The organism is Roseomonas sp. KE2513 (assembly GCF_016107305.1).
Lineage (GTDB): Bacteria > Pseudomonadota > Alphaproteobacteria > Acetobacterales > Acetobacteraceae > Roseomonas.
Genome location: NZ_RCVR01000013.1, coordinates 20,846 through 33,136 on the forward strand (window position 1 = coordinate 20,846; position 12,291 = coordinate 33,136).

Consider the following 12,291-nt stretch of genomic DNA (forward strand, 5'->3'; position numbering starts at 1 on the left):
CACCCTCCCCCCAACCTCGGCGCTTGCCAAGGAGGCCATGCGGGGCCACACGTCGCGCCTAATGAGCCCGTCCTCAGACCGCCAGATGTTCCCCTCCCGCGTGAAGGCTGTCCTCGGCCCCACGAATACCGGCAAGACACACCTGGCCATCACACGCCTGCTGGCCCATTCCAGCGGCATCATCGGCTTCCCGCTGCGCCTGCTGGCCCGCGAGAACTACGACCGCATGGTGGCCGCCAAGGGCGAGCGCAACGTTGCCCTTATCACCGGGGAGGAGAAGATCATCCCCCCGGGGGCGAAGTGGTTCGCCTGCACGGTGGAGGCCATGCCGCTCGATCGCCAGGCCGAGTTCGTGGCCGTGGACGAGATTCAGCTCTGCGCCGACGCTGACCGCGGGCACGTGTTCACGGACCGGCTGCTGAACGCGCGCGGGCTGGTCGAGACGATGTTCCTGGGCGCCGAGACCATCCGCCCCCTCCTCCAGCGGCTGGTGCCCCAGGCCGAGATCGAGAGCCGCCCGCGCCTCTCCCAGCTTACCTATGCGGGTCCGGCCAAGCTCACCCGCCTGCCCTCGCGCAGCGCCGTCGTCGCCTTCTCGGCGGGGGAGGTCTATGCCATCGCCGAGGCCATCCGGCGCCGCCGTGGTGGCTGCGCGGTGGTGATGGGCCGCCTCTCGCCCCGCACCCGCAACGCGCAGGTGGCGCTCTATCAGAACCGGGAGGTGGACTTCCTGGTCGCGACGGACGCGATCGGGATGGGGCTGAACATGGACGTGGACCATGTCGCCTTCGCCAACCTGCAGAAGTTCGACGGCCACCGCCCCCGCCTGCTGCACCCGCAGGAGGCCGCGCAGATCGCCGGCCGCGCCGGGCGCGGCATGCGGGACGGGACCTTCGGCGTCACCGCCGACTGCCCGCCGCTCTCGGACGAGATGGTCTACAAGATCGAGGGCCATCATTTCGAGCCGCTGACGACGCTGGCCTGGCGCAATAGCGACCTGGACCTCGCGAGCATCGACGGACTGCTGAACAGCCTCTCCCAGCCGCCGCCTTTCCAGGGCCTCGCGCGCGGGAACGACGCGACCGACTACGTGACCCTCGAGGCCCTCTCGCGCGAGGCGGATGTGCGGCGGCTGGCAGATTCCCGCGCCCGGGTGCGCCTCCTCTGGGAGGCTTGCCAGATCCCGGACTTCCGCAAGCTGGCCGACGAGAGCCACACCCGCTTCTGCGCCCGGGTCTTCGGGCACCTGGCGCAGGAGGGCACGCTGCCCAGCGATTGGGCGGCATCGCAGATTAACTACCTCGACAACACCGAAGGCGACCTCGATACGCTGATGGCCCGGCTCTCGGGCATCCGCACCTGGACCTATGTCGCCGCACGTGCCGACTGGCTGAAGGACGCAACCGCCATGCAGGAGGCCGCACGCGCCGCCGAGGATCACGTCTCCGACGCGCTGCACGAACGCCTGACCGCCCGCTTCGTGGACCGCCGGGCGGCCCACCTCATCCGCAAGCTCGACGAGGGGGACGAGGACCTTCTCTCCGCCGTCGCGCGCAACGGCGACGTGGTGGTGGAAGGCCATCCCGTCGGCCAGGTGAAGGGCTTCGTCTTCGAGACCTCGGCCGATGCCGAGGACGAGGAGGAGCGCAAGGTGATGCTCCGCGCCGCCCGCCGCGCCCTGCGCGAGGAGATGCCGCGCCGCGTCACCGCCCTGGAGGCCGCGCCGGACGACGCCTTCGCTCTGACGAAGTTCCAGCGCATCACCTGGAAGGCCGAGGGGGCGGACGAGCCGGCGGAGGTCGCCAAGCTCAAGCCCGGCACCTCCCCCGAGAAGCCGGTGATCGAGCCCATCGATTCCGAGTTCATCGACAGTGCCCAGCGCGACCGTATCCGCGCGAAGCTCGCAACTTGGTTCGACGCCCTGGTGGCCCGTGATTTCGCGCCGCTGATCGAGGCCGAGGGCAAGGCGGCCGAGGACGCGGAGCTGCGCGGGCACCTCTTCCGCCTGCGCGAATACCTTGGCCTGCTCCCCGGCGGTACGGAGCGCGAGATCACGCCGGAGCTGCGCGGCAAGCTGAAGGCGATCGGCGTCCGCGCCGGGCGCTTCGCCCTCTACATCCCGGAAATGCTGAAGCCCCGCCCGATGGCGCTCCGCGCCCAGCTCTGGGCGCTGCAAGCGAACTCGGCCGTGCCCTCCCTTCCCGGCGGCGGCCTCGTCTCCATCGTGCCGCCGCGCGACTGGCCCCGCGGCTTCGCGGCCACCATGGGCTGGGTCCAGGCCGGCCCCGCCCTGGTGCGGCTGGACGTGGCAGAGCGGATCGCGGGGGAGCTGGGCCACCTGACCCGCCGCTCCCCCGCCGCCCTGCCGATGGACGTGGCCAGCCGCCTCGGCGCGAAGGCGGACACGCTGCCGGCGGTGCTAAACGCCCTCGGCTTCCGCCTGCTGGCGCCGGAGCCGCTGGAGGAGGGTGCCTACGGCCCTCCCGCGCCGCAGCTCGTCGCCGCCCGGCGCGAGGACAGCCACCGCCACCGCGGCCCGCGCCGCGAGGGCCAGCCGGCCGAGGGGCGGCAGCGCGACGGCGACCGGCGTGGCCGCGGGCGCGACCGGCAGAACCGCGACGGCGCCCAGGCCGCTCCGGCGGAGGGCACGCCAACCCCCGAGGGTACGGAGGCCGCGTCCGCTGAAGGCGCCGCGGCCCAGGCCGAGGGTGCTCCGGCCGCCCGCGAGGCGCGCCCGCCACGCCGCGACAACCGACACGGCAACCGCCAGAGTGGCGAACGCAATGCGGAAGGCGGCCAGCAGGGTCGGCCCGCCGGTGACCGTGGCAATCGCCAGGACCGTGGCCCCCGCCCGAACGGGGACGGACCACCGCGCGGGCCGCGCCCCGAGGGGCAGCGCTTCGATGGGCCTCGCGGCGACCGCGGCCCCCGCCGCGACCGGCGTGACGACAGCCCGCCGCAGCCCCGCCCCGTCTTCGAGGCGCGGCGCGAGAAGGGCGCCGATCCGGACAGCCCCTTCGCCGTGCTCGCCCGGCTGAAGCTCGGAAAGACCTGACGCGCCGGCATGGCGGAGACTGAGGACCGGGACTGGCAGCGGCTGGACAAGTGGCTCTGGTGCGCGCGCCTATCCAAGACACGCTCCGCCTGCGCTGCCTTCGTCGAGCGCGGAGGGGTGCGCCTGAACCGCCAGCCCGTGGACAAGCCGCATGCCCGGCTCCGCCCCGGGGACGTGCTGACTCTCGCCCTCGGCGGGGCGGAGCGTGGTGTGGTGAAGGTCTGGCGCGTGCAGGCGCTGGCCGAGCGGCGTGGCCCTCCGGCCGAGGCGCGGCTCCTCTATGAGGAGCTTCCGGCCGGTTGAATGAGCCTTCCCCGCGCGCTGTTCGCCCGCTGCGGTCCTGCCGGGCGATTCACGCGCTTGCATGCCGGGCTTACCCGGTCCATCTCCGCCCCGTCGGGGCCGCCCGCCGTTCCGTGGGCCGTATGAGGGGCTGACTGTGACCTACGTCGTCACCGAGAACTGTATCCGCTGCAAGTACATGGATTGCGTCGAGGTTTGTCCGGTGGACTGCTTCTACGTCGGCGCGAACATGCTTGTGATCCATCCCGACGAGTGCATCGACTGCGGCGTCTGCGAGCCGGAATGCCCGGCCGAGGCGATCTTCCCGGACAGCGACGAGCGCGCGACCGATTGGGCAGAACTGAACCGCACCTATTCTGCCCAGTGGCCGAACATCTCCCGCAAGGGCGAGCCGCCTGACGACGCGAAGGAGTGGGACGGCAAGCCCGATAAGGCGAAGCTGTTCGACGCCTCCCCCGGCCAGGGCTGAGGCTTTCGGCACCCGGCTTTAGGGCCGGGCCGCTCCCGAAGGGGACAACCCGCGCGCCTCCGCCGCGTTGCGCCGTGATGATCCCCTGCGGCGTGACCGGTCCAGCGATTCGTGATACTGTCTGCTGCGGAACGGTTCAGCCATCCGGGCGACCGGGCCGATGCATGAAGGTCGTTGCGACGGGGCTCGCCCTGGCGAGGCCGAGGGCGCTTGCCCTGACCGGCGCGGCACCCGGGAAGGCAGGCCCCTCGTCCTCCTTCCGGTTTCCGTCGCCGGCCGCTGCATCGGCCTTCGGGCGGTCCTGGCAGGGCATGCGGCGAGAGAGATTGCGGAGAGCATGATGAAGGCACCCGCCGGGAGCAAGTCCCCGAGCAATACGAGCCCGGCCACGGCCGCCGCGCCGGCGGCCAAGGCCATGGCGACCGAGCGCAGGACGGAAGCGGCGCCGAAGACGGCCACGACCGTGGCGGCCGGCCCAGCGCCGAAGCCGAAGGCTGCCGCAGCGCGCACGGACGTCGCGGCCAAGACCGAGTCTTCGGCCCGTGCGAAGGTCACGGAGGCGCCGGGCATGGCTGAGACACAGGCGGCCGCCCCTGAGCCGCCGCCGACCGCCGCGGAGCCCGTGATCCAGGCGCCGATGCGCCCGGCCCCGCCGCCGAAGCCGCTGGGCAATGCCGGAAAGGATTTCCGCGCGGGCGACTTCGTCGTCTATCCCACCCATGGCGTCGGCCAGGTACAGGGCATCGAGGACGTGCCGATCGCCGGCCAGACCCTCAAGGTGATCACGGTCACCTTCGAGGAGAACCGGATGACCCTGAAGGTGCCGATGGCCAAGGCCGCCTCCTCGGGCCTGCGCAAGCTCGCCTCCGAGAAGGTGATGGGCGAGGCGATGGAGACGCTGCGCGGTCGCGCTCGGATCAAGCGCACCATGTGGTCCCGCCGTGCCCAGGAATACGAGCAGAAGATCAACTCGGGTGACCCGATCGCCATTGCCGAGGTGGTGCGCGACCTGCACCGCAACGCCGGCCAGCCCGACCAGTCCTTTTCCGAGCGGCAGATCTACGAGCTGGCGCTGGAGCGGCTTGCGGCGGAAGTCGGCGCACTGGACCGCACGGACAAGGCAGCGGCGACTCAGAAGCTGCTGGACCACCTGAAGACGAGCGAGAAGGGCGAGAAGGCGGAGAAGTAGGCCGCCCTTGAGCCGATCCGGCTGCCTTGCGGCGGCCGGGCGCTCAGCCTTGCAGCGGCGAGCTGCCGTCGAAGAGCCGGTCCACCAACCGGCGGCACCAGGCGGGATCCGTGAGGTCCAGTCCGAAGATGATCCGGTACATGATGGGGGCCACCACGTGGTCCACCACCTCCTCCAGTGGCAGGGGTGGCTCTCCCCGGGCCACGGCACGGTCGGAAATGACGCGCAGCTGGTCGATCGTGTAGCTGCAGCAGCGCCCTATGAACTCCGGGTCCGCGCTGCCGTTGAGAACGTCGTGGATCAGGGCGCGGCCGGGTTCCGAGGACATCTCGTCGGCATATTGCTCCACCCAGGCCTGCAGGGCCTCCCGTAGCGTCGGAGCATCGGCAGGCTCGGCCACGGGTCGGAGGTGGCGGGCCGCCACATCGGCTAGCAGGGTCGGAAGGCCACCCCAGCGGCGATAGATCGTGGATGGCGTGACACCGGCCCGCACGGCGATGGCCGGCACCGTCAACGCCGCGCGGCCAATCTCTGAAATCAGCGCCTCCGTCGCCTCATGCACGGCGGCCTGGATACGTGCGCTGCGCCCGCCGGCGCGGACCTGCCTGATGACCGCTTCCGACATTCTCTCCAACTCGTGCCCAGCAAAAGTTAACGCAAAAAAGTTGCGTTAAGCCTGTAAGCCGTCTTACCTCCCTCTTAACGCAAATCTGTGGTGTTTAGGAGGTCTTCTCGTGTCCACCTGCGTCTCCCCGGTCCAGCTGCCAAGCGGAACCCGCGGCTTCTCCATGGTCGGCTTTGGAGGACTCGCGACCGGCGCGCTGCTGGCAGGATCGGCAGAGCCGACCGCGCTTTTCCGGCTCTACGCCGACGGCCTCCACCTCACCGCGCCCGGCCTCACCCTCGTCTTCGCGGCCTATGCAGGCAGCCTCTTGCTCGCGCTGCTGACCCTTGGCTCCCTCTCTGACCATGTGGGGCGGCGGCCCATGATCTCCGCAGGCATGCTGGTCAGCATCCTCGCCATGCTCGTCTTCATCACCGCAGATTCCCTTGCTGCGCTCGTCGCGGCGCGCTTGATCCAGGGGCTCGCAACGGGGGCGGCGCTGTCGGCGCTCGGTGCGGCGATGCTGGACGTGGACCGCGCGCGGGGGGCGCTCGTCAGCAGCATTGCGCCCTTCCTCGGCATGGCCGTGGGCCTGATCGCGGCCGCGGTGCTGGTCAACCACGCCCCTCATCCGGCGGCGCTCATCTATGCCGTCACGGCGGCGCTCTTCCTCCTGCTCGCGGCCGGGGTCTGGTTCCTGCCGGAAACGGCGGCGCGCCACCCGGGTGCCTGGGGCGCGCTGCGGCCGCGCGTGCATGTCCCACGGCAGGCCCGGGCCATGCTCCTGCTCATCACGCCGGTGAACACCGCTGCCTGGGCGCTGGGCGGATTCTACCTCTCGCTTATGCCGGCGCTGCTGCGGGCCAGTGTCGGCGCCCTGCCGCCGGTGGCCACCGCGGCGGTGATTGCCATCCTGCCGCTGTCTGGATCCCTCAGCCTGGGCGTGCTGCGTCACCTTCCGCCTGCGCGGTGCATCGCCTCGGGCGCGCTGGGCTTGGCGCTGGGCATCGGCCTCACCTTGATCGGCGTCTATGCGACGAATGCCGCGCTTCTGATCGGCGGCACGCTCGTCGCCGGACTTGCCTTCGGCGCCGCCTTTTCCGGCGCGGTGCGCGGCGTTTTCCCCTTGGCGGGCGCGGCCGAGCGGGCCGGGCTGATGGCCGCCTACTATGTCGAGAGCTACCTCGCCTTCAGCCTTCCGACCGTCCTGGCGGGCATGGCCGTTCCGGTCTTCGGGCTGCACGCGACCGCCGTCGTTTATGGAGCGGTGCTGATGCTGCTGGCGCTCGCCTCGGCCACGGCGGCGCTTCGCCTGCGCGGGCCGGCCGCCTGAGCGGCGTGTGTGAAAAAACCCCGGGGATCGCTCCCCGGGGTTCCGTTCCGCGTCGCGGCCCGGCCGATCAGTCGGACGAGTTACGCACGCCCATGAACTGCAGCAGCAGCTGGAAGAGGTTCACGAAGTTGAGGTAGAGGCCCAGCGCGTCCATCACGGAGCGCTTGCCCGCCTCGTCGGAACCCTCGGCGTAGCTGTACTCGATGTAGTCGTTCTTGATCCGCTGCGTGTCATAGGCGGTGAGACCCGTGAAAATCACCACGCCGAGGACCGAGATCGCGAACTGCAGCGCCGAGCTGCCGACGAAGGCGTTGACCAGACCGGCGATGAGGATGCCGATCAGGCCCATCATTAGGAAGCCGCCCATCCGCGTCAGGTCGGCCTTCGTGACGTAGCCGTAGAGGCTGACGGCCGCGAACATGCCGGCGGTGACGAAGAAGGTGCTGGCGATCGAGGCGCCGACATAGACGACGAAGATGTTCGCCATGCTGGCGCCCATCGCCACGCAGAAGGCCCAGAACAGCGCCTGTGTGGTGCCCTTGGACAGGCGGTTGATGCCGAAGGACAGCACCATCACGAAGGCCAGCGGCGCGAAGATCGCGACGAAGCCGAGGATGGTGGGCTGGGTGGCAAGGCCGCGCGGCGTCCGCACCACGTTGAAGAACAGCTCGGCGAGGCCGGTGTTCGCGATCACGTAGGCGGTGATGGCCGTCAGCGCGAGGCCGGAAGCCATCCAGTTGTAGACGCGCAGCATGTAGGCGCGCAGCCCGGCATCCAGTGTGGCGGCATCGGTAGCGGCGCGACCCAGCGGCTGGTTCCAGACGGACGGGCCGTTCTGGAGACGGTTGTCGGGACCGAAGGCCATGAGGTTCACAACTCCTTCCGGGGAGGGCACCCGCCCACCCCTGACTGGGGGATATATGGACTTCCTGTAATGCGGATCAAGCGGCAATCCACATGTAAGTCCACCGAAAGGTCCGGGCCCGGGGAGGCGGCCTGAGGCTACTCACGATGACCGAGCCCGGTGCAGGGTTCGTCCCGGCGTTTGAGCCGCGGCATTCACGCGCTCGCCCTGGCCGACGAGCTGCCCGCGCTGCCGAGGATATTTAGCGCATGGGGTAGTGTACCGTCTGCTTCACCACTCTTCGTCAGGCGAACACGCTCTAGCCGCCCTCGCAACCTGCCGCATCGGATAACGTCCTGACAAATCTTCGCGTGCGGGCAGAGAATCAGCACTGAACTCATTTCGATCACAATCTGTCTTGTTGTATTGCTCGATCGAACGATCATCCCTGACGAAGCGGAGAAGTTATGGCTGGGACGCCTCGTGGATGTTCAGGATGCCGGCTGGGCCGACTTGGTTTCCCCTTCACCATGGCCTTCCAACCCGTCGTGGACCTGCAAGAGGGCCGCATCGACACGCACGAGGCCCTGGTGCGCGGCCCGAAGGGAGAGAGCGCCGCCTCGATCCTCGGACAGGTCACCGAGGCCAACGTCTACGCCTTCGATCAGGCCTGCCGCGTTAGAGCCATCGAGATGGCAGCCCAACTCGGCCTAGGGGGTGATCTCAACATCAACTTCATGCCCCGTGCGGTTTATGAGCCCCGAGCCTGCATCCGCATGACGCTGGACGCCGCCCTCCGCACCGGCTTCCCGACGGACCGGCTGACCTTCGAGTTCACCGAGAACGAGCATATCGCGGAGGAGGCGCATATCCTGTCGATCATGCAGGAGTATCGCCGGCACGGGTTCCGCATCGCGCTCGACGATTTCGGCACCGGCTACTCGGGGCTTTCGCGGCTTGCCAATCTCCGGCCAGACATCATCAAGCTCGACCGCGCGCTGGTGGTGGATTGCGACCGGGACCGGGTGCGTCTCGAAATCCTCCGCTCGATGGTCGCCATGGGGAGGGGCATCGGGGTGAAAGTCGTCGCGGAGGGAGTCGAACGCCTGGGGGAGGTCGAGGCGCTACGCTCCGTCGGCGTTCGCTTCATGCAGGGCTACTTCTTTGCCCGCCCCATTTTCGAAGGCGTTGCCACACTCGCTGGCATCAACTGGCCGGCGACCGCTCCCTAACGGAGGAGTGAGCCGGCTTTAAACCGCCTACTCATTCCGGAGCAGCGGCGCCGGCTTAGCGCGCAGCGCCAGCGCGGTGCCCGCATAGCCCATCGCGAGGGTGAGGGCGACGCAGAGGACGATCGTCACGGAGAGCGTGCCGGGCAGGAAGGTCCAGTCCGTCCGCATGACGAAGCGCGTGACGCCCCAGGAGGCGAGCGTGCCGACGGCGGCGGCCACGAGCCCCGCCACGAGCCCGAGCAGCCCGAACTCCACCAGCCAAGCCCGCCGGATCTGGGCGCGAGAGGCGCCGAGCGTCTTCAGCACCACCGCGTCCCGGATCCGCCGCCGCTGCCCCGCCGCGACCGCCCCGGCGAGGACCAGCAGGCCTGAGACAAGGGTGAGCGCCGCCGTGGAGGATAGCGCCGTGCCGAGGCGGCCCAGCAGGACCGCGAGAGCGTCCAAGGCATCCCGCACGCGGATGCCGGTCACATTGGGCAGCGCGTCCGTCACCGCTCGCAGCAGCCTCGCATCCTCCGCGGGGTTGCCACGGACAGTCGCGATGTGGGTATGCGGCGCCGCTTCCAGCAAGCCGGGCGAGGCGACCATGGCGAAGTTCAGCCCCAGGCCGCGCCACTCGATGTCCCGGGTGGAGACGACGCGCAGGTCGATGTCGCGTCCGAGCACGTTGACCGTGATGGTGGAACCGGGCCCCGCGTTCCAGCCACGGGCAAGGTTGTCGTCAAGGGAGACGAGCGGCTCACCACGGTATTCCGGCGCCCACCACCGCCCCTGCACGATGCGGGTGCCCTCCGGCGGCGTCGCGGCATAAGTGAGGCCGCGGTCGCCGCGCAGTGCCCAGCGGGTCTCCTCCGTTGCCTGGACCTGGTCGGCCGGCACGCCATTCACCTTCGCGATCCGGGCGCGCAGCGAGGGCACGCGGCGCACCTCGGTAACGCCCGGCACGGCCCCCGCCACGCGGTCGAACTCGGCGGCCTGATCGGACTGAATGTCGATGAAATAGAAGGAGGGCGCGGCGTCCGGCAGGCTCTCGCTGATCTGCTGGCGGATATTGCCCTGGATCAGGGCGATGGCTGCGAGAGTGGAGAGGCCAATGCCGAGCGAGACGAGCATCAGCGCCGTCGGCGCCCCCGGGCGGTGCAGGTTCGCCAGGCCGAGCCGGACGGAGGGGCGCCGCCGTACCGGCAGCCGCCGCGCCAGGGCCTGGAGTCCGACGGCAGCCAAGCGGAAGAGGCCAAGCGTGGCAAGCGCCGCGATGCAGAACCACAGCGCGAAGAGCGGGCGCTCCGCCGTGCCCACCACGAGCGCGACGAGGGCGGCCACCGCGGCGCCATTGGCGAGGACGAGGCCCAGGCGCGGCCGCCGCGCGTCAGGCAGCAGGTTGTCGCGGAACAGGGCGGCGCCGGGAATGTCCCGCGCCCGGCCAAGGGGCCAGAGGGCGAAGGAGAGGGCCGTGAGAAGGCCGTAGGCAGCGGCGAGCGCCAGAGGCAGCGGGTAGAAGCCCAGTCGCGGCGGCACCGGCAGCATGCCGGCCAAGGCGATTGCGGCGAGGCCGGTGAGCGCGTAGCCCGCCACCAGCCCGATCACGGTGCCCAGGATCGCCAGGCCCGCCACCTGAATAAGGTAGGTCGCGAAGATCGCCCCCGCCGGCGCGCCTAGGCAGCGGAGGGTCGCGATGGTGCGTGCCCGCTGCTCCAGCCAGGAGCGGACGCCGGTCGCGACCCCGATGCCGCCGACGAGCAGCGCGGTCAGTCCTGCGAGGACGAGGAAGGAGGCCGCTTGGTCGAGGAAGCGGTTCACGCCCGGCTGCCCCTGAGAGGCGTCGCGCACCCGCCAGCCGCCGTCGGCGAAAGGTTGGGCGCGCAGGGTATCGGCGAAGGTGCGGGAATTGGTGCTCGGTGGCAGGGCGGCGCGCAGCTCGTAGGTCACGAGGCTGCCGGGCTGCACCAACCCCGCCGCCTCGAGCGCTGGGAGGGGGATGATGGCGCGCGGACCGAGAATGGCGGCGCCGGCGGCCTTGTCGGGCTCGGAGATAAGGGCGCCGCGATAGGCGAAGCGGGCGTCGCCGATCCGCACGGTGTCGCCGGGCGCGAGGTTCAGCCGCTGCGCGACCAGCGGGTCGAGCACGGCGGGTGGCAGGCCCCCGCTGCTTGAAAGAGGGCCAGGTGGGTCGATCGCCAGCTCGCCGTAGAGGGGATAGGCGTTGTCCGCCGCCTTCAGCTCCACCAACGTCCGCTCGCCCGAGGAAGCGACGACCATGGAGCGGGTGAGAACAAGTTGGGAGACCCGCCCGCCACGGCCCTCAATCCAGGCGCGGGCCTCCGGCGGGAAGGGCCGCGAATTGGCGGCAAGCACGTCACCGCCCATCAGCTGGGCGCCATCGGCCTCCAGTCCCGCCTGGACGGCGGCGCGGAGCGTGCCCACCGCGGCGATGGCTGCGACACCCAGCGCGAGGCAGGCAAGGACGATCCGCAACCCGCGCACGCCGCCACGCAACTCTCGGCGCGCGAGGCGCCAGCCCATCCGCCAGTTGTTCACGCGGCAACGTCCGCTTCGAGGCCGGTATCGGAGACGATCCGGCCGTCCTCCACCCGGATCTGCCGCTCGCAGCGCGCGGCCAGGGCGGGATCGTGCGTGATGAGGAGAAGGGTTGTGCGGAAACGCTCCCGGAGGCCGAAGAGGAGGTCCATGACCTTCTCCCCCGTCGCGCGGTCAAGGTTGCCGGTGGGTTCGTCGGCCAGCAGCAGGGCGGGCTCGGCCACGAAGGCACGGGCGAGGGCCACACGCTGCTGCTCGCCGCCCGAGAGCTGGCCGGGGTAGTGGCCGATGCGGTGTCCGAGGCCGACCGACTTCAGCGCCTCCTCCGCGCGGGCGAAGGCATCGGGGCGGCCGGCGAATTCGAGGGGGATGGCCACGTTTTCCAGCGCCGTCATGGTTGGGACGAGGTGGAAGGCCTGGAAGACGATGCCAAGGCTGTCGCGCCGGAATCGGGCCAACTCGTCCTCGTCCAAGCCGGCCAGATCCTCTCCGGCGACGCGCAGGGTGCCGCCGCTGGGGCGCTCCAGCCCAGCGAGCAGCATCATGAGGGAGGTCTTGCCCGAACCAGAGGGACCGACGATCCCGACGGCCTCGCCGGGGGAAACGAGCAGATCGACACCCCGGAGGATGTTGACCTCACCCCCTGCCCCCACCACCCTGAAGGCCAGGGAGCGCGCATCGATCAGGGGCGCGCTCGCCATTGTCTCTGTGGCAGCCCCCTTCG

Annotated in this window: 10 protein-coding genes; 6 read left to right on the forward strand and 4 right to left on the reverse strand. The window is 70.3% G+C overall.

The genetic code is table 11. The annotated features are described in order from the left end of the window. Positions 1-37 precede the first annotated feature (37 nt). The 4 genes from D9599_RS14505 (at position 38) to D9599_RS14520 (ending at position 5,016) form a co-directional block, all read left to right on the forward strand. Positions 38-3,055, forward strand: coding sequence for a helicase-related protein (locus D9599_RS14505; RefSeq protein WP_232480517.1), 3,018 nt, complete (start codon positions 38-40; stop codon positions 3,053-3,055). Between the two features lie 9 nt (positions 3,056-3,064). Then, positions 3,065-3,358 (forward strand): RNA-binding S4 domain-containing protein, encoded by a 294-nt coding sequence (locus tag D9599_RS14510; RefSeq protein ID WP_198381956.1) that lies wholly within the window; start codon positions 3,065-3,067, stop codon positions 3,356-3,358. 136 nt (positions 3,359-3,494) lie between these two features. Next, entirely contained in the window at positions 3,495-3,827 is a 333-nt protein-coding gene (gene fdxA, locus D9599_RS14515) for a ferredoxin FdxA (RefSeq protein ID WP_198381957.1), read from the forward strand. Positions 3,828-4,164: 337 nt separating this feature from the next. After that, positions 4,165-5,016 (forward strand): CarD family transcriptional regulator, encoded by an 852-nt coding sequence (locus D9599_RS14520; protein WP_232480518.1) that lies wholly within the window; start codon positions 4,165-4,167, stop codon positions 5,014-5,016. 43 nt (positions 5,017-5,059) lie between these two features. Here the strand turns inward: D9599_RS14520 and D9599_RS14525 are convergent, their stop codons facing one another. Next, positions 5,060-5,641 (reverse strand): TetR/AcrR family transcriptional regulator, encoded by a 582-nt coding sequence (locus D9599_RS14525; RefSeq protein ID WP_198381958.1) that lies wholly within the window; start codon positions 5,639-5,641, stop codon positions 5,060-5,062. A gap of 109 nt (positions 5,642-5,750) precedes the next feature. Between D9599_RS14525 and D9599_RS14530 the strand changes: the two genes are divergently transcribed. Further along, complete coding sequence (locus tag D9599_RS14530) at positions 5,751-6,953, forward strand: MFS transporter (protein ID WP_198381959.1); 1,203 nt, start codon at positions 5,751-5,753, stop codon at positions 6,951-6,953. Between the two features lie 67 nt (positions 6,954-7,020). Here the strand turns inward: D9599_RS14530 and D9599_RS14535 are convergent, their stop codons facing one another. Beyond that, the gene (locus D9599_RS14535) at positions 7,021-7,818 is read right to left on the reverse strand and encodes a Bax inhibitor-1/YccA family protein (protein WP_198381960.1); all 798 of its coding nucleotides are present in this window, start codon (positions 7,816-7,818) and stop codon (positions 7,021-7,023) included. Positions 7,819-8,327: 509 nt separating this feature from the next. On the opposite strand from D9599_RS14535, the gene D9599_RS14540 reads away from it, so the two are divergent. Beyond that, positions 8,328-9,029, forward strand: coding sequence for an EAL domain-containing protein (locus tag D9599_RS14540; RefSeq protein WP_309228630.1), 702 nt, complete (start codon positions 8,328-8,330; stop codon positions 9,027-9,029). Positions 9,030-9,056: 27 nt separating this feature from the next. Here the strand turns inward: D9599_RS14540 and D9599_RS14545 are convergent, their stop codons facing one another. After that, positions 9,057-11,567 carry an FtsX-like permease family protein gene (locus D9599_RS14545; protein ID WP_309228631.1) on the reverse strand — a complete coding sequence of 837 codons (2,511 nt, stop codon included), beginning with the start codon at positions 11,565-11,567 and terminating at the stop codon, positions 9,057-9,059. Continuing rightward, entirely contained in the window at positions 11,564-12,268 is a 705-nt protein-coding gene (locus D9599_RS14550; RefSeq protein WP_232480519.1) for an ABC transporter ATP-binding protein, read from the reverse strand. Before D9599_RS14550 ends, D9599_RS14545 begins: the two co-directional genes overlap by 4 nt. Positions 12,269-12,291: the final 23 nt, after the last annotated feature.